Source organism: Lentisalinibacter salinarum (genome assembly GCF_040706555.1).
GTDB lineage: Bacteria > Pseudomonadota > Gammaproteobacteria > Steroidobacterales > Woeseiaceae > Lentisalinibacter > Lentisalinibacter salinarum.
Map to the genome: position 1 here is coordinate 653,678 of NZ_JAPDRH010000001.1, position 16,538 is coordinate 670,215.

The 16,538-nt window shown below is 65.5% G+C and carries 21 protein-coding genes and 1 tRNA gene; 11 read left to right on the forward strand and 11 right to left on the reverse strand.

Annotated elements, in window-relative coordinates; all coding sequences use genetic code 11:
- Window positions 1-2: 2 nt before the first annotated feature.
- Window positions 3-464, reverse strand: coding sequence for a DUF4149 domain-containing protein (locus tag ACJMKZ_RS02795; protein ID WP_405231670.1), 462 nt, complete (start codon window positions 462-464; stop codon window positions 3-5).
- 111 nt (window positions 465-575) lie between these two features.
- On the opposite strand from ACJMKZ_RS02795, the gene ctlX reads away from it, so the two are divergent.
- Genes ctlX through ACJMKZ_RS02810 form a run of 3 tightly spaced genes read left to right on the forward strand, consistent with a single transcriptional unit; the run spans window position 576 to window position 4,200 of the window.
- Window positions 576-1,511 (forward strand): citrulline utilization hydrolase CtlX, encoded by a 936-nt coding sequence (gene ctlX / locus ACJMKZ_RS02800; RefSeq protein ID WP_405231671.1) that lies wholly within the window; start codon window positions 576-578, stop codon window positions 1,509-1,511.
- A 17-nt stretch (window positions 1,512-1,528) separates the two neighbouring features.
- Entirely contained in the window at window positions 1,529-2,359 is an 831-nt protein-coding gene (locus ACJMKZ_RS02805) for a dimethylarginine dimethylaminohydrolase family protein (protein ID WP_405231672.1), read from the forward strand.
- A 23-nt stretch (window positions 2,360-2,382) separates the two neighbouring features.
- On the forward strand, window positions 2,383-4,200 hold the full coding sequence (locus tag ACJMKZ_RS02810) for a M61 family metallopeptidase (RefSeq protein WP_405231673.1): 1,818 nt from the start codon (window positions 2,383-2,385) through the stop codon (window positions 4,198-4,200).
- Window positions 4,201-4,206: 6 nt separating this feature from the next.
- Here ACJMKZ_RS02810 and ACJMKZ_RS02815 read toward each other — a convergent pair whose 3' ends face one another.
- Together ACJMKZ_RS02815 and ACJMKZ_RS02820 are read right to left on the reverse strand one after the other, a co-directional pair.
- On the reverse strand, window positions 4,207-4,878 hold the full coding sequence (locus tag ACJMKZ_RS02815) for an SdpI family protein (RefSeq protein ID WP_405231674.1): 672 nt from the start codon (window positions 4,876-4,878) through the stop codon (window positions 4,207-4,209).
- The gene (locus tag ACJMKZ_RS02820; RefSeq protein WP_405231675.1) at window positions 4,875-5,192 is read right to left on the reverse strand and encodes an autorepressor SdpR family transcription factor; all 318 of its coding nucleotides are present in this window, start codon (window positions 5,190-5,192) and stop codon (window positions 4,875-4,877) included. Before ACJMKZ_RS02820 ends, ACJMKZ_RS02815 begins: the two co-directional genes overlap by 4 nt.
- Window positions 5,193-5,359: 167 nt before the next feature.
- Here ACJMKZ_RS02820 and ACJMKZ_RS02825 point away from each other — a divergent pair, with 167 nt between their 5' ends.
- From ACJMKZ_RS02825 to ACJMKZ_RS02845, 5 genes are read left to right on the forward strand one after another with little or no spacing between them, the layout of a single operon-like run.
- On the forward strand, window positions 5,360-6,253 hold the full coding sequence (locus ACJMKZ_RS02825; RefSeq protein WP_405231676.1) for a DMT family transporter: 894 nt from the start codon (window positions 5,360-5,362) through the stop codon (window positions 6,251-6,253).
- Between the two features lie 49 nt (window positions 6,254-6,302).
- Window positions 6,303-6,962 (forward strand): glycerol-3-phosphate acyltransferase, encoded by a 660-nt coding sequence (locus ACJMKZ_RS02830; protein WP_405231677.1) that lies wholly within the window; start codon window positions 6,303-6,305, stop codon window positions 6,960-6,962.
- A 6-nt stretch (window positions 6,963-6,968) separates the two neighbouring features.
- Entirely contained in the window at window positions 6,969-7,805 is an 837-nt protein-coding gene (locus ACJMKZ_RS02835; protein WP_405231678.1) for a biotin--[acetyl-CoA-carboxylase] ligase, read from the forward strand.
- Window positions 7,805-8,566, forward strand: coding sequence for a type III pantothenate kinase (locus ACJMKZ_RS02840; protein WP_405231679.1), 762 nt, complete (start codon window positions 7,805-7,807; stop codon window positions 8,564-8,566). The genes ACJMKZ_RS02835 and ACJMKZ_RS02840 overlap by 1 nt, the downstream gene beginning before the upstream one ends.
- Complete coding sequence (locus ACJMKZ_RS02845; RefSeq protein WP_405231680.1) at window positions 8,563-9,306, forward strand: SPOR domain-containing protein; 744 nt, start codon at window positions 8,563-8,565, stop codon at window positions 9,304-9,306. Before ACJMKZ_RS02840 ends, ACJMKZ_RS02845 begins: the two co-directional genes overlap by 4 nt.
- Before the next feature lie 49 nt (window positions 9,307-9,355).
- On the opposite strand, the gene ACJMKZ_RS02850 is transcribed toward ACJMKZ_RS02845, so the two are convergent.
- The 6 genes from ACJMKZ_RS02850 to ACJMKZ_RS02875 all read right to left on the reverse strand — a co-directional run bounded on the left by ACJMKZ_RS02850 (window position 9,356) and on the right by ACJMKZ_RS02875 (window position 12,146).
- Window positions 9,356-9,871 carry a cytochrome b/b6 domain-containing protein gene (locus ACJMKZ_RS02850; protein WP_405231681.1) on the reverse strand — a complete coding sequence of 172 codons (516 nt, stop codon included), beginning with the start codon at window positions 9,869-9,871 and terminating at the stop codon, window positions 9,356-9,358.
- Window positions 9,872-9,886: 15 nt separating this feature from the next.
- Complete coding sequence (gene hemG / locus ACJMKZ_RS02855) at window positions 9,887-10,432, reverse strand: menaquinone-dependent protoporphyrinogen IX dehydrogenase (protein ID WP_405231682.1); 546 nt, start codon at window positions 10,430-10,432, stop codon at window positions 9,887-9,889.
- A gap of 134 nt (window positions 10,433-10,566) precedes the next feature.
- Window positions 10,567-10,770 (reverse strand): CsbD family protein, encoded by a 204-nt coding sequence (locus ACJMKZ_RS02860; protein WP_405231683.1) that lies wholly within the window; start codon window positions 10,768-10,770, stop codon window positions 10,567-10,569.
- Window positions 10,770-11,009 (reverse strand): hypothetical protein, encoded by a 240-nt coding sequence (locus ACJMKZ_RS02865; RefSeq protein WP_405231684.1) that lies wholly within the window; start codon window positions 11,007-11,009, stop codon window positions 10,770-10,772. Before ACJMKZ_RS02865 ends, ACJMKZ_RS02860 begins: the two co-directional genes overlap by 1 nt.
- Window positions 11,010-11,174: 165 nt before the next feature.
- Window positions 11,175-11,348, reverse strand: coding sequence for a DUF1328 domain-containing protein (locus ACJMKZ_RS02870; RefSeq protein WP_405231685.1), 174 nt, complete (start codon window positions 11,346-11,348; stop codon window positions 11,175-11,177).
- Between the two features lie 114 nt (window positions 11,349-11,462).
- Window positions 11,463-12,146, reverse strand: a complete 684-nt coding sequence (locus ACJMKZ_RS02875; protein WP_405231686.1) for a hypothetical protein — start codon at window positions 12,144-12,146, stop codon at window positions 11,463-11,465.
- A gap of 146 nt (window positions 12,147-12,292) precedes the next feature.
- On the opposite strand from ACJMKZ_RS02875, the gene ACJMKZ_RS02880 reads away from it, so the two are divergent.
- Window positions 12,293-12,368 (forward strand) — tRNA-Thr (locus tag ACJMKZ_RS02880).
- Between the two features lie 427 nt (window positions 12,369-12,795).
- Here the strand turns inward: ACJMKZ_RS02880 and ACJMKZ_RS02885 are convergent.
- Both ACJMKZ_RS02885 and ACJMKZ_RS02890 read right to left on the reverse strand, forming a co-directional pair.
- Window positions 12,796-13,647 (reverse strand): hypothetical protein, encoded by an 852-nt coding sequence (locus ACJMKZ_RS02885; RefSeq protein WP_405231687.1) that lies wholly within the window; start codon window positions 13,645-13,647, stop codon window positions 12,796-12,798.
- Window positions 13,648-13,765: 118 nt separating this feature from the next.
- Window positions 13,766-14,479 (reverse strand): DUF3800 domain-containing protein, encoded by a 714-nt coding sequence (locus tag ACJMKZ_RS02890; RefSeq protein WP_405231688.1) that lies wholly within the window; start codon window positions 14,477-14,479, stop codon window positions 13,766-13,768.
- Between the two features lie 219 nt (window positions 14,480-14,698).
- Between ACJMKZ_RS02890 and ACJMKZ_RS02895 the strand changes: the two genes are divergently transcribed.
- Entirely contained in the window at window positions 14,699-15,103 is a 405-nt protein-coding gene (locus tag ACJMKZ_RS02895; protein ID WP_405231689.1) for a cupin domain-containing protein, read from the forward strand.
- Between the two features lie 56 nt (window positions 15,104-15,159).
- The gene (locus ACJMKZ_RS02900) at window positions 15,160-16,467 is read left to right on the forward strand and encodes a mechanosensitive ion channel family protein (RefSeq protein WP_405231690.1); all 1,308 of its coding nucleotides are present in this window, start codon (window positions 15,160-15,162) and stop codon (window positions 16,465-16,467) included.
- The last annotated feature ends 71 nt before the right edge of the window (window positions 16,468-16,538 follow it).

Sequence of the window (16,538 nt, forward strand, 5' to 3'; positions counted from 1 at the left end):
GCTCAGCCGCCCGGGGCGCGCGGGGGCGCGGCGCCTGAGGCCCCGGCCAGCGCATAGACGCCCAGCCAGGCCAGCAGCAGCGCCTTGGTGACCTCGATGGCCGCGTAGACGCCGTGCGCGGCGGACGGCGGCGGTTCGCTGCCGGCGATGACCATCTCGGAACGGGTCACGAGTTCCGGCAGCAGCCACAGGGTCTGGGCCGCCAGCATCGCCGCGAGTACCGCGGCGGCGATCCAGAACAGCTTGCGCCGCTCGGCGACGAGACCCAGCACCACCGTCAGCGCCAACAGCACGAGCTCCGTGCGGTTCAGGGCCGTGAACACCACCCGGCCCACGTCGAAGGCGACGGGGCGGGTGAGGGTGGGCGCCGTGAACTTCACCGGCGCCTCGATGAACGAGATGCCGATGACGACCCCGAGCCAGATCAGCAGGACGGGGCCGGGGGAGAGCAGTATTCTTTTCATGGCGAGTCGTATCACTGTTGTCATGCCCGTGTGCGGCAGGCAATCTGAGCGGCCTCGAGGGGCGAGCATAGCACCAGGGCACCGCGGGGCGCCGGGTGGGGAGAGTGCATCGTGAGTGAAGCGCAGTCGGCGGACGCGGTCCTGATGATCCGGCCGGTCCGTTTCCAGACCAATCCGCTGACCGCGGAGTCGAACAAGTTCCAGGCCGAGGCGCCCGTGGCGCCGGCGGACACGGCGCAGGAGCGGGCGCTGGCCGAGTTCGAAGGACTGCGTGCCGCGCTGGAGGACGCCGGCGTGGCCGTGCACGTCTTCGACGACACGCCGGAGCCGCACACGCCGGACTCCGTGTTTCCGAACAACTGGGTGACCTTCCACTCCGACGGCACGGCCGTGGTGTATCCCATGGAGGCGCCGAACCGGCGGCCGGAGCGGCGCCGGGACGTGGTGGAGGCATTCGACCGGGAGCTCGGTTACCGGGTGGACCAGGTGATCGATCTCAGCCGTCACGAGGACGCCGGCCACTTCCTGGAGGGCACCGGCAGTCTGGTGCTGGACCGCTCCCGGCACCGGGCCTACGCCTGCCTGTCGTCGCGCACCCACGCCGGCCCGCTGGCCGAGTTCGCCCGCAGGCTCCGTTACGAGGTACTGAGCTTCGAGGCCGTGGACGCCGACGGCGAACCCATCTACCACACCAACGTCATGATGTGGGTGGGCGAGGGCATGGCCGCGGTCTGCGCCGAGTCCGTGCGGGACCCGGAGCAGCGCGAAGCGCTGCTCGCCGCACTCGCGGAGGGCGATCGCACGGTGCTCGAGCTCTCCCTCGCGCAGGTCATGGCGTTTGCCGGTAACATGCTCGAATTGCGCAGCCGGGAAGGCGACCGGCTCCTCGTCATGTCGGAACAGGCCCGCCGCAGCCTCACCGCGGAGCAGCTGGCCGCCATCGAGGATTACGCGCGCATCGTGAGCGCGCCGCTGGATCACATCGAGACGAGCGCCGGCGGCAGCGCACGCTGCATGCTGGCCGCCGTCCACCTGCCGCGGCGCTGACGCGAAACCGAGGCCTTATGAGCAAGACACGCGACCGCATACTCATGTGTCCGCCGGACTACTTCACGGTGGACTACGTCATCAACCCCTGGATGGCCGGCAACGAGGGGGCGCTGGACCCCGAGAAGGCGCGGCAACAGTGGGAGAACCTGCGCGACGCGCTCTCCGAGCACGCCGACATCGAGGTGATGGAGCCCCAGCCCGGGCTGCCGGACATGGTGTTCACCGCCAATGCGGGCGTGGTCTTCGGCGAGAAGGCCATCGCCAGTCACTTCATGCCGAAGGAGCGCCGGCCGGAGGAGCCCCACTTCAAGCGCTGGTTCCGCGACCACGGCTACGAGCTCTACGACCTGCCCGAGGACATCGGCTTCGAGGGCGCCGGCGACTGCCTGCTGGACCGTGGCGGGCCGTGGCTGTGGACCGGCTACGGATTCCGCACCGAGATCGAGGCCCACGAGCACATCGACCGCTTCTTCGACCGTGAGCTGGTGTCCATCCGCCTCACCGACTCGCGCTTCTATCACATCGACACCTGCCTCTGTCCGCTCAGCGAGGGCTTCCTGCTCTACCACCCGCCGGCCTTCGACTACGACTCCCGGGTGGCCATCGAGACCCGTGTGCCGGACCACAAGCGCATCGTCGCCGACACGCTGGATGCCGGTCACTTCGCCTGCAACGCGGTGAACGTGGATGACCAGATCTTCGTGCACAAGGCGTCGAATCCGCTGAAGGCCCGGCTCATGCGCCTCGGCTTCCAGGTGAACGAGATCGATCTGTCCGAGTTCCTGAAGGCCGGCGGCTCGGCCAAGTGCCTGACGCTGAAACTCTCCGAGCCCCGCCGCCGCTGAGACGAGAACCACCAGGAGATCCCATGACCGAGGCCGCCTCCGAGCCCGTCCGCTATACGATCACGCCGGCCGAGCCCGGCGCCCATCTCTTCCGGTCGACCGTGACCGTCGCCGACCCGGACCCGGCGGGACAGGTGTTCTCGCTGCCGGCGTGGATACCGGGCAGCTACATGATCCGCGACTATGCCCGCCACATCATCGCCATCGAGGCGGAGGCGGAAGACCGGCCCGTGGCGCTGGAGAAGGTGGACAAGACCACCTGGCGGGCCGTGCCCTGCCGCGGCGCGCTGACCGTGACCACCCTCGTATACGCCTGGGATCTGTCCGTGCGCGGCGCCCATCTCGACAACACCCACGCCTACTTCAACGGCCCCTGCGTGTTCCTGGCCGCGGAGGGTCGGGAGGACCGGCAGGTACGCCTCGAGGTGCGCCCGCCGCCGAACGGCGTCGGCGACGACTGGCGGCTGGCCACGGCCATGCGCCGGGTGAGCGGGGAGGACAGGGGCTACGGCACCTTCGCGGCGGACTCCTACGACGAACTCATCGACCATCCCTTCGAGATCGGCGATCTCACCATCGGCGAGTTCGAAGTGAACGGCATCCCTCACGCCATCGCCGTGCGCGGCGCCCGCCGGTTCGATATGGAGCGGTTGTGCCGGGACATGGAGCGCGCGTGCGCGGAGCACCACCGCCTGCTCGGCGCGCCGGAAGACCTGGACCGCTACGTCTTCCTGCTCTACTGCATGAGCGACGGCTACGGCGGCCTGGAACACCGCTGGTCGTCCAGCCTGGTGTGCAAGCGCTCCGACCTGCCGCGGGCGGGCGAGGAGCGGGTGGGCGAAGGCTACCGGCGCTTCCTCGGCCTGGTCAGCCACGAGTACTTCCACCTGTGGAACGTCAAGCGCATGAAGCCGGCGGCCTTCACCCCGTACGACCTCACGGCCGAGTCGCACACCGGCCTGCTCTGGGTGTTCGAGGGCATCACCTCCTACTACGACGACCTGGCGCTGGTGCGCTCGGGGCTCATAGACGCCGCGGGCTACCTGGAGCTGCTGGGCCAGACCATCACCAAGGTGCTGCGCACGCCGGGCCGGCGCCTGCAGAGCATCGAGGAGTCGAGCTTCGACGCCTGGACGAAGCTGTACAAGCAGGACGAGAACGGCCCGAACAGCATCATCAGCTACTACAGCAAGGGCTCGCTGGTGGCCCTCGCCCTCGACCTGAAACTGCGCGCCGAGACCGGCGGATGCAACCTGGACGTGGTCATGCGCGAATGCTGGCGACGCTACGGGGAGACCGGCGTCGGCATGCCGGAGCGGGCGCTCGAGTCCGTTGCCGAGGAGCTGAGCGGCCTCGACCTCGGCGACTTTTTCGAGCGCTACGTGCGCGGCACCGGGGATCCGCCGCTGGACGAACTGCTGGCCGCGATGGGGGTGGGCTATCACCTGCGCAAGGCGACCGGCGCCGGCGACGCGGGCGGCAAGCCGCTGCAGAACAATCCCCAGCCGCTGCCCTGGCTCGGCGGCCGCATGTCGACCGAAGGCGATCGCACGCGGCTGGCCGTGGTGCTGGCGGACGGCCCGCTGCAGCGCGCCGGGGCGGCCGCCGGCGACGAACTGGTGGCCCTGGACGGGCTGCGCGCCACGCCCTCGTCGATGCCGGTGCTGCTGCGCGGCTACCGTGCCGGCGACACGGCGGAGCTGACGGTATTCCGCCAGGACGAACTGCTTACCTTCCCCATCACGCTGGCGGAGGCGCCGGCGGACACCTGCTACCTGACCCTGGACGAGCGGGCGGACGGCGCCGTGCTGGCGCGGCGGCAGGACTGGCTGGGACGCTGAGCCCGCTCAGGCGGCGTCTTCGTCCTCGTCCTCCGGCTCGAATCCCTCCAGCCGCCGGTACAGCAGGAAGGAATAGATCACCGGCACGAAGCCGGCGATGAGCGCAGTCGCCACGACCACCCGCGGGTCCGGCAGATACAGGGCGCTCATGAGGGCGGCGATGCCGGCCAGCGTGAACAGCCAGGCCGCGAGCCGATGGGTCCGCGCCCACACCTCGCTGCTCGCCAGCGTCCAGGGCGTGCGGATGCCGATGAAGAAGTTCTTGCGCACCTTCCCCAGGTAATTGCCGAGGATCACGAACAGCACGCCCAGCGCGCCCGTCACGACGCGGGGCATGGCGATCTGGTAGCCGGCCGCATAGAGCAGCGTCGCCACGGTCAGCACGGCCATGAAGGCCACGAGCACCACCTGGAACAGCCGCACCACCTCGATGAACTGATCCGTGCGGAAGCCCTTCGGCGAGATCACCGGGATCAGCTTCATGAGCACGAACACCAGCCAGGCGATGGCGGGCAGAACGAACGCGCCCCAGGGCTTGGACGTGTAGCTGTCGACGTCGCCCGCCGCGTTCCAGTGGGTGGGGATCAGCTCGGGCAGGGACGGGTACATCACCGCCGCGAATACGAACGAGAACGCGATGAACAGGATGCTGAGCCAGTCGGCCAGGCGTTGGGTCATGAGGGTTCGGCCTCCTTGTCGTTGTCGCCGTCGTTTCCATCCGGGCCGCCCTCCGACCCGAACAGGTCCATGAACAGCGCGGCCACCTCCTCCATCACCGAGGCGTTCAGGGAATAGACGATGTGCTGGCCGCGGCGTTCCGTGCGCACCAGGTCGGCAGCCTTCAGGATGCCGAAGTGGTGCGACAGCGACGCCCGCGTGATGGGGAAGGCCTCGGCCAGTTCGCCCGCCGTCTGCGAGCCCTTGCGCAGCCGCCGCAGGATGGTGCGGCGGGTGGGGTCGGCGAGGGCCTTGAAGACGGACTGTTGCTTCATGCCGTGATGATATTTCGAGAAATATCTAAATACAAGACTTCGCCACTGGGCGGCGTCGGGCGATAGCCGCGCCTGCCGCCGCTCTTTAGAATGCCAGCCCTCGTGCTGCCGCCACGCATTCCGCCAGGGGACTTCATGCAGCCCACCCGTCAGAGAGAGCCCGCCCGATGCCGCTGATACCGCCCCGAGCCCGCATCTTCCTGGGCGCGACGCTGATCAGCTTCTCGCCGGTGTGGGTGGCGCTGGTGGACGTGGCGCCGACGGCGAGCGCGTTCTACCGCATGCTGATCGGCGGCATCGCGCTCACCGTGTTCATCGCCGCCACCGGGCGCAGCTTCCGCTTCAACCGGGTCGCCTTCGTCGCCATCGTCTCCGCGGCCGTGTTCTTTGCGCTGGATCTCTGGTTCTGGCACCGCAGCGTGCTCTACGTGGGGCCCGGACTCTCGACGCTGCTGGCGAATTTCCAGGTCTTCGCCATGACCGCCGTGGGCATCATCTTCCTGGGCCAGCGGGCGAGCGTCTGGCAGCTGATCGCCATCCCCGTCGCCATGGTGGGCCTCGCGCTGGTGGTGGGCGTGGACTGGAGCGTGCTGAGCCCGGAGTACCGGCTGGGCGTCGTCTTCGGGCTGGCAACCGCGGCGAGCTACACCGGTTATCTCCTGTCGCTGCGCCGCGCCCAGGCGGAGAGCGGCCACGTGCTGCCGCGGGCGGAGATTGCGGTGATGTCGCTGGTGTGCGCCGCCGTACTCGGCGGCATGGTACTGGCGGAGGGCGAGTCCTTCGCCGTGCCCAGCGCCGCGGATGCCGGCTGGCTGGTGTGCTACGGCGTGCTCTCCCACGTGCTGGGCTGGCTGCTGATCGCCGGCAGCCTGTCCCGCGTGTCCACGGCCGTGGTGGGCATCTCGCTGCTGCTGCAGCCGCTGCTCTCCTACGTGTGGGAGATCCTGCTGTTCGGCCGGGTGGTGAGCGCCACCGAGATGACCGGCGCCGCCATTGCGCTGGCGGCCATCTTCATGGGCTCCCGACCGCGCCGCGAGCCGCAGCCGGCCGGGGGCGGGTGATACAATTCCACCAGGCCCGATGCCGCGGGCCGCACACCAGATCACTCGTATGCTGGAACTCGGACTGAAGGTACTTATCGCCTACTTCCTGGGCTCGATCATGGGCGGCGTGCTCATGGGCCGGCTCAAGGGCGGCGTGGATCTCGCCACCGTGGGCAGCGGCAACGTGGGCGGCACCAACGCGCTGCGCACCCAGGGCAAGCTGTTCGCCCTCGGCGTGGTCGTGGTGGACGTGGGCAAGGGCGTGCTGGCCGCCGGCGTCATACCGGGGCTGGATATCCCGGGCGTCGGCATCGACGCCGCCGTGAACCGCCACTGGCTCACTCTATCCTGTGCCGCCGCGGCGGTCGTGGGCCACGTCTACCCCGTCTGGCACCGGTTCCGCGGCGGCAAGGGCGCGGCGACGCTGGTGGGGGCCTTCGGCGTGCTCGCGCCCGCGCTCCTGCTGCCGCTGATCCTCATCTGGCTCGGCGTCATCGTGCTCAGCGGCTACGTGGGGCTCGCCACCATGATCACCGCCTGGAGCGCGGCGCTGATGATCGCCACCAGCCCGGGGCCGGCCGGTCGTCCGTTCGTGCTGTTCGCGCTGATCGCCGCGCTGTTCATGCTCTGGACCCATCGCTCCAACATCGCGCGCATGCGGGCCGGCAACGAGAACCGCAACGAACGGCTGATGATCTTCCGACCGCGCTCCGGCCCGAAAGCCTGAACCTGCATGACGACCCCCGATCCCCTCAACGAGGAAGGCATCCGTGACGCCCTGCCCGGCGGCAGCCGGGCCTGGCTCGAGCACCTGGACGTCTTCGACACCATCGACTCCACCAACGACTGGCTGGCCGGGCAGACGCCGCCCGCCGCAGGGCGCCTGGCCGCCGCCGTCGCCGACTACCAGTCGAAGGGCCGCGGCCGGCGGGGCCGCCAGTGGGACATCCCGCCGGGGCACGGCCTGTGCCTGTCCGTGGCCCGCGCGGTCACCGTGCCCGCCGACGGCATCTCCGCCCTGACGCTGGCCTGCGGCACCGCCGCCGCCGAGGCGCTGGAGTCGTTCGGGGCGGACGACATCCGCCTGAAGTGGCCCAACGACCTGGTGCTGCTCGACGGCAAGCTGGGCGGCATCCTCTCCGAGATCGCCGGCCGCGCCGGCGCCGCCATGCACGTGGTGGTGGGCATCGGCATCAACGTCTCGCTGCCGGCGGGGTTCGCGCCGCCGGGCGACATCGGCTGGGGCCGCGGTCCCGCGGCGCTCGCCGAAGTGCTGGACCCGCTGCCCGCGCGCAATCGGCTGGCGGCGGCGCTGATCGACTCGCTGCAGGCCGCTTTCGACGCCTACGAGGCCGAAGGCTTCGCGCCCTTCGCCGAGCGCTGGCAGCGCCGCGACTGGCTCAGCGGCAGCGAGGTGACGGTGCGCGATGCCGACGGCGAGGCGCGCGGCGTGGCCGCCGGCATCGACGCCGGCGGCGCGCTGCTGGTGGATACGCCGGACGGGCAGCGGCGTATCATCGCCGGTGATATCCTGCGCTGCCGCCGTCCCGCCCCGGGCACCGGAAACTGATGACCACCGTACTCTTCGACATCGGCAATACCCGCCTCAAGTGGGGCGTACTCACGGCCTCCGGCGAGGTGGCCGGCGCCGGCTATCGCACCCACAAGGAATGCGAGTCGGACAACTATGCCGCGGTGCTGGACACCCTGCCCGGCGAAATCGAACGCGTCATCGCGGCCAACGTGGCCGGCCGGCGGGTGGCCGCAGATCTCTCCCGGGCCATCGACGAGAAGGCCGGCATCGACATCGACTTCGCCACCAGCCGCGCCGAGGCCTGCGGCCTCACCAACGGCTACGACGAACCCGCCCGACTGGGCGTGGACCGCTGGGCGGCCTGCGTGGGCGCCTGGCAGCGCTATCCGGACGAGGCGCTGCTGGTGGTGGACGCCGGCACCGCCACCACCCTCGATGCCATCGATTCCTCCGGCAAACACCTGGGGGGCCTCATCCTGCCCGGCCTCACGCTCATGGGCCGGGTGCTCGACACTTCCACCAGCGGCATCGGCACCGACGGCGCCGGCGCTGACGACCCGGAACCGGAGAACCTGTTCGGCCGCACCACCGACCAGGCCGTGCGCAGCGGCGCGCTGGCGGCCATCTGCGGCGCCATGGAACGGTCCTGCCGGGTGCTCGAGGGCATCGATCAGCTGCCGCGCATCCTGCTGACGGGCGGCGATGCGCGGCGCATCCAGCGCCAGTGGCACTACACGGTGGAGAACCGGCCCGACCTCGTGCTCGAGGGCCTGGCGGCGCTGGCGGGGGCGGAATGAGAAACCTCGTACTCCTGCTCGCGCTGGCCAACGTCATCTTCTTCGCCTGGAACCAGTGGCTGGCGGAGCCGCCGTCCGAGGGCGCCACCCGGTTCAGGGCATCCGACGTCGGGCCCACGCTGGAACTGGCGCCCGAGCCGTCCCGCGACGCCGGCGGACCCGGCAAACCCATCCTCCCGCCCGCCGACGCGGCCCCGGACACCGACTTTCCGGCCGACCAGCCGATTGCGCAGACCCCGGACGACACTCCCGAGGAACCCCCGGCCGCCGCTCCGGCCGCGGTCTGCGTAAGCGTGGGTCCCTTCGAGGCCGCCGAGACCGGCGAGGACGTGCTGGCCCGCGTGCGCGATCTGGCCGGCGAGGCGGACCTGCGCACCGTCACCGAGGACGTCTTCCTGGGCCACTGGGTACAGATCCGCAACATCCCGAGCCGGGAAGAGGCCAACCGGCAGGTGGCCGTATTGCAGGAGGCGGGCTTCGAGGACGCCTACCCCATGCCCGAAGACGACGGCGAGCGCACCATCTCGCTGGGGCTGTTCAGCGACCAGGAACGCGCCGAGCGGCTGCAACAGCAGGCCGCCGAGCTGGGACTGGATGCCGAGGTGGTGCCCCAGACCCGGGAAGCCACGGTCTACTGGGTGGACGTACGGCTCGACGCAGACCAGGAGGCGGACGCCTTCGCCGACGCCCTGGGCGTCGATAGCCTGGCCACCGGCGCGCAGGCCGTCTGCCCGCCGTAGACCGGCCGATACCGGCGCACCGTCACGGGCCGGCAAGCCCCGGCAAGCGCTACTCCAGCAGGAACTCCAGCAGGTGCAGCGAGGCGGCGATGGCATGCACGATCATGCCCACCACCAGGGCGTCCGCGGCCACGATATGCCAGTCCCGCCAGGCCATCGCGGCCCGCGAGCCTTCCAGCAGGAACCAGCCGAGCCCCGTGAGCGCGGTGGCCACCAGCAGCACCAGCACCAGGCCCTCGATCAGCGAGAATAGCCCGGCGCCGCCCGGCTGGGGCAGCCGGCCCTTCGGGATGCCGGCGAGGTCCTTCTTCAGGCCGGCAAAATCCCCGGCCAGCCAGGGGAAATACTCACGCCAGCGCCCGCCCAGCGTGTTGGTGGCGAAATAGGCGAGGCCCAGCGGCACCAGCACCAGGCCGAGCGTGATGTGGGCCCAGTCCAGGAAGCCGGCGGACTCCGGGATGCCCTTGCGCATCGAGATCCAGGGGCTCGTCAGCACCAGCCACAGCGAGACGAGCAGCACCACCAGGTGCTGGTTGTCGGCGAGTCTGTCGAGGACGCGGCGCAAGGGCGGCGAGGCTGATCAGGCGGCCTCGGCCTTGCCGAGGGCGGCGGCCTGCTCGGCGAAGCGGTCCACCACGGCCCAGTCCGTGTACTGCTCCTTCGTCTGCGGATCCGTCGGTCCCTTGGTGATCCACATGATGAAGCGGATGATGTTGCGGTCCATGGCGCCGTAGCGCTGGTAGTCGAGATCACCCGCGAACACGCCGAGGAGATCCGGCTGCCAGGGGCTCTTCTCCACGAACTGCTTCATGTACGGGTTCGTCTCCGGCGTGTTCTTCTCCGGCTTGCGGGCCACCAGGTTCACCGAGAAGAAGGCGCTGGGCCGTTCCTCCAGCAGTGACTGGTACTTGCGGATGAAGTCCCACACCGGCGGCTTGTGCTTGCCGTTGCGGATGCACGCGCCGAGGATGATGCGATCGTACTGCGTGGGGTCCACGTCCGGGTTCTCCAGCAGAGAGACCGCGTCCACCGGCTCGCCGAGTTCCGTCATGCGGTCGCGGATGCGCTCGGCGATGCGGCGCGTGTGCCCATACAGGCTGAAATATAGGAGCAGCGTCTTCGCCACGTCAGAACCTCGGACCTATCCGCACCCGATAACCCGGGTGAGGATAGCCGAGTCGGGCCGGCCTTCAATACGGGATTCCGTAAGTCGGCCTCAGTAAATGCCGCGGGCAGGGCAGGGGCCGGCCGAAGACCGCTTCAGTCTTTCCACTCTTTCTGCCACTTCTTGACCTGGTCTTCCGCCCACTCCTTTGACTCGCCGTAGCGCTTCTGGAGCGCGCCGACCAGCTCATCCTTCTTGCCGGTGATGCGATCGACGTCGTCATCGGTGAGCTTGCCCCACCGTTGCTTGACCTTGCCTTTGAGTTTTTTCCACTGGCCTTCAAATTCTTGTGCACTCATCAGTAACCTCCTGAGTCAGTCTTCTCTTCCACGCGGTCCGCCGCTTCTTCCAGTTCGTCGCCAGCCTCTTCGGCAGCTTCTTCCATGGTGTCGCCGGTCTCCTCGATGGCCTCGTCGACCCTCTCACCGGCCTTCTCTGCCGGACCCTTGTCCTCCTCGCAGGCCGAGATACCGACCGCGAACATGCCCGCGAGGAGCGCTGTCAGCGAAATGCGCGTCAATGTTTTTACTACTCTCATGGTTACTCCTTATGCTCATTGCGTAAATTCAATGCCCTCGATCGACGGCGTCGCGCCCGCCGCTGATCGGCAGGCCGCTGCGTCCGCGGAAAGCAGATAAGCGGTTACCGGGTGAACCAATAACGCAAGGTGGCTCAGCCCGATTAGGTTCCCCTTGTATCGGAACTAGACGGGTGGCCGTCCACGCACCGCATGAGCGATGGCACTAACGACCAGTAGTACGAGAAAGATGAAGAACAGGATCTTTGCGATCTCTGCTGCTGCCCCCGCGATGCCGCCGAAGCCGAGGACGCCGGCAAGTATGGCGAGGATGAAGAAGGCGAGTGCCCAACGAAGCATCTCTCTGTACCTCCGATAGTGGTCGGTGATGGTCGGCAGGCTCGCTCGAAACCGCCGATAGAGATACCAATGTTAACATATTCAACAAGTTATGTCAGGCCGCCCTGTCAACGATCAGTCAATGCCGCCTTGGGTCGGCTCGTTTTCGACGGCTTCCGCTCCGGCTCGAGCGATCGCGACGGTGCAGCCGAGGTACCAGAGCGCGAGGGATGCGTTGAAAAGCGTCAGCCACAGGAGATGGTCCAGCGGGTACGGCACGAGGGCGATGAGCACCAGCAGTCCCAGCTGGATCACGAGCGGATTCCAGAGTGCGAAAGCGCGGGGGAAAATCGTGGTCCGGAACGCGACGATAAGGACGAACAGCAGGGAGACTGCCACGTTGCCCGCCAGCAGCAGTCTGCCGAAGGGCTCGCTCAGCGAGTTGAAGTAAGGCAGCAGCGTCGCGTCGCCATGCAGCGCACCGGTCACGAAGGCCAGGCTGCCGTGGAAGAACGTACCGTAGGCGACCGTCAGTACACCGAGCAGCAGCACGCCAAGCGCTTCCGGGTGCCTGCGGGGCCGAAGGGCGGCAACGATCTGCAGCACCCCGAAGATCCCCAGCGGAATGAAGAGCACCGCCAGAAAGTGGCCGGTGCGGGCATCGGACAGGGAATTCGCGGCAAGCAGCGGCGCGATCTCGCCGAACGACAGCAGCGTCGCCGAGCCCAGATCCACCCGTGCACCCGGCGTGAATCCGGAGTAGACATCGGCGGCCATACCCGCGACATGACCGAGTATCGCCAGGGCGCCGAACCACAACAGAACGCTTTTCGTTCTCATCGGACCGCCAGTCGGGGCGTGTCGGTCCACCGTATCACACCGTGGAGCAGCGCCCGGATCCGTGACCGGGCCAGTTGGCGGCGGCCGGCGCCTTGCCTACAATCGCCCAATCAGCCGCATCGAAAGCCGGAATAGCTCAGCTGGCAGAGCAACTGATTTGTAATCAGTAGGTCGGGGGTTCGAATCCCTCTTCCGGCACCATGAAATCAAGGGTGTATTCTGGTCACATGGTTTACACCTTGTTCGGGAGACGCGGCGACCATGATCGCCGGGCGTGGGGCGATTTCCGGCGCTGCACAATGTTTGACCGCCCTTTCACGCCGGCAACCGGAGTTCGAATTCCCGTGGGGATGCCATATTTCCCCCGTAACTAGCTGAGAATATGGTGGTTGTTCCCCAGCCCTCTCTCAGGCTATACAAAATCCTTCTCACAGCTGATCGCCCTTGGGGATTATTTTTCTCACAAGAAATAAATGTTTTCTATCAGGGCTAGAACAATCCTAAGAAGTGGGAAGTAGCCTTATTTGCGGTGTGGCGCTGACACTCCGTCATTTGCGCAAGGCGGAGGGTTTGATTCGTTGGGGGGGCAGTACCCGATGGGCCTCTAGGGATTGGGGAGGATCGGGGTCTAGATTAGCCGCTTGTGCTGATTGATCGCTTTGATATTGCTCGGGACCAGAAATCGCTTACAGTCGTCTAGAATCTCTTCAGCTTCTCTCAGATTTGGGTCTATTCGTTCCGCCCATTTGCTCCACTGGCGCAGTTCGCTGTAATCCATCGAATCGGGGTCCAGCGCCTCAAAAGCGTCAAGTTCGGTTCCGAGTTTCGTCTCCAGTAAGGATTTCAGCCGTTTATAGTTGGTGAATGCCCGTACTCCCGCGATGGAGAAGATGACCTCTTCGTTGAATTCACTGTCATCGCCCATCGCACGCGCCTCTTCGATCTCCTCCCGGCTCTTACGAGTGACTCGAGTCACTACCGCGTTGCCCCTCTTGGCCCGTTCCCCAAGCCTCTTTTGCGTACTCTCATCGAACAGATACTCGCATTGTCTGCGCATTTTCCGGGCAACCTCATCGGCGCCGTCTTCTCCCCCCCGAACGGCTTGCACAGAGGCTCGTATAGCGGCTACCCGATTCTGTGTCTCCCCTATCGTCTCCCTCCTTCTTTGCTCGTTGTAGAGCCGCTTATACTGCCGCTCTAGATGCTCCCAGTCGATTTCAAAATGCCGCTTCCCGCAGATGTGACCTATATTGGTTTCATGGCCGCCCTCGAGCAAAACGATGTACCCCTGAAAGTGTGGTTGGTGACAAGTCTTCAGGCCGCAGGGGTGTTTGGTAGGTGGTAGTCGGTACCGCCCGATAATGCGCTTCAGCTTAATCTCTTTCGGGTCAACCTCCGGAAGGAAGCCCGGTCGTGTCAGTAGGTCTTCCCATGAGGCAACTTCGACAAACCCTTTTCCATCCTCGCTGATTACGATCATGGGTCTCGCCTCCCTGATTCCCCCAAATTCTAGAGGAGTCTAGTGCCTATATGCCTATCGCGCAGCTGTGTTTACGTCGGTTTCTCGGCCAGAAGCGGGCGCCTTGGCGTAGCTATTTCTATTGTTCTCTTGGCCACGATTTATATTTCGATGGAAATAGATTGACGTCATCCCCTCGCAATACGTCAATCACCGATTTGTGCCGAGGATGTTCCGATTCCGTGTTTCGATTAAGAAACTGAAGGAACCACGTATAAACGTCTGCTAGCTGCAAAAATCGGCTTAGATGAGAATGGGTGAAATGCACAGAATCAACGAGATTCTCAATGTCTCTGCCGAATCGAAAATCGGTGCCTTGCGCGCGATAACCAGAAAGGAAACGTGCGTACTTTTCAGCGACTTGATCATTTTCTCGATCCCCAAGAAGCATACCTAGATCGCGGGATGCCGCGACCAAGTCGTTCGCTCGTTCGCAAAAGAACATGAAAGCTATGTCGTCGGCACACTGGGAATCCCAAAGCTGTCCGCAATTGATCTGCACATCAATCAGTCGCGCCGCCTCCGTGCTCAGAATTCGTGCAAGATCGTTGAGCAGCTCAAGTCTTTTTCCGAAGTCCGGACAGTTCTTGAAGTTCCTTTTGCGCTGATAAATATCTACGGCATGCAGTTCTGTACTTCGGGTCAACTCGGAGGACCCGAACGCTTTCTTTGCGACGCGATTGATCTCTTGCTCGATGGTTGCCAATTCGGATTCGTCAATGCACACACCACCAATGTGGTAATAGGGGTAATCTGGCTGATCTTTAGATTCGTCGAAAAAAATAAGCTTCATTGCAAATGACCACGCTTGGTCAAGGTGTGGTCATTCTATAATCAAACGCGCCACAGTCGCGTATGGGGCACTAACCGTGCCCCTCAGTTCGAGCGATGCGCGATGTGGGATTTCCCTTTATTGCGAGTCAGCCGACACACTGGGAAGTGCCATCTACCTAAGTGGTGCTTTTCCGCAACGGTATAGTTCGTGCCATACGCCATTCCTGAGAAAGATGTCATGCACAGAAAGACGGACTCCCCGAACCTCAAACAAGAAGCCGCAGCCCTTCAAAACTACTGGTCCCCCCGCATCCTCGCCCGCGTCAACGACCAATACGTAAAGGTCGCAAAACTCAAAGGCGATCTGGCGTGGCACAAGCACGACGACGAGGACGAGCTGTTCCTCGTTCTGGAAGGAGAACTCCGCATCGAATACGAAGACCGCGTGGTGACGCTTGGCGCGGGTGATTGCCACGTCGTGCCCAGAGGCACCCTGCACAACCCGGTGTGCGACGAGGAATGCCTGATCGCACTGATCGAGACCGTGACGACGAAACACACGGGTGACACGCAGACGGCGAAGACGAAGTCCATCGATGAGCAACTGGCCGGCGTCGAACACTTGTCCTCCGGCGACCGTTGATCGGCTCCACGCAGGCTCTGGTACAGTAATACCCGTAAAACTCTGCGGGGCGGGCTTTGGAAGAATACATCTCACGAGCGACTGAATACGGTCAGCTAGCGCTCGGCTACGTGCAACAGACGGGCGTCATATTCCAGGCGGGGCTCATCGCTGGTCTGTTCGCCGTTGCCTGGGTTCTCACCTGGTGGGCGAAGCCGCGGCTCGAGGACAGGGCGCGCCGCATCAAGGGCTATCCGGGCCTCCTGCGCCTGATCGTGCTGTTGCTGCGGCGGCTCTTCTGGATCTTCTTCGTGCTGTTCCTCGGCACGGCAGACGTGCTGGTGCGCAGCATCGGCTGGCCGGAGAACGACATTCTGCTGTCCAACGTACTGCTGCTGAGCCTGGCGTGGCTCGTCATCTCGTTCGGCTCGCAGGTCATCCGCAGCCGTGCCATAGGAAGAACATTCGCCGTTCTCGGCTGGATCTACGTGGCCGCCACCATACTGGGGCTCACGGACGACGTCGCCGCGGTGCTCGAGAGTATCGGCTTCCAGATCGGCACCGGGGGCACGAGGCTGACGCTGCTGGTCGCCATCAAGGCCGTCCTGCTGCTGGGAGTCCTGCTCTGGGCCGCTGCGGCCACGGGCAATTTCCTGGACCAGCGTATCCAGCGCTCGGATGAGCTGACGCCGTCGCTGCGCGTGCTCATCGGCAAGGTGCTGCGCATCACGCTCGTCGTCGTCGCCGCGCTGGTCGCGCTCGGCGGTCTCGGCATCGACCTCACCGTATTCACCGTCCTCTCCGGTGCCATCGGTGTCGGTATCGGTTTCGGTCTGCAGAAGGTCGTCTCGAATTTCATCTCCGGCATCATCATCCTGCTCGACCGCTCGATTAAGCCGGGCGATACCATCTCGCTGGGCGAGACCTTCGGCTGGATCCGCGAGCTGAGGGCGCGTTTCGTTTCGGTGGTCACGCGTGACGGCCGCGAGTACCTGATACCGAACGAGGACTTCATCACGCGTGAAGTCATCAACTGGTCGTTCTCCGACGACCTGGTGCGTATCGACGTGCCGTTCGGGGTTTCGTATTCCTCGGATCCCCACCAGGTGATCGAGCTGGCCATCGAGGCCGCTGCCTCGGTCAAGCGTGTGGAGTCGTCACAGAAGCCGGTCTGCTGGATGACCGAGTTCGGCGATTCCTCGCTGAATTTCCTGGTGCGTTTCTGGATTCGCGATCCCCAGAACGGCCTCACCAATATCCGCGGCCAGGTGCTGCTCGCCCTGTGGGACAGCTTCAAGGAACACGGCATCAACATCCCGTTCCCGCACCGTGAGGTGATCATGCGCACGCCGGTGGAGGTAGCGCGGGTGCCGGAAGGGGATTGAGTCCGGTTCGTTGTGATCAGCGCAAGCTTCGGCTAACGGCGAGAAGCGGAAACAAAAAAGCCCCGCACTGG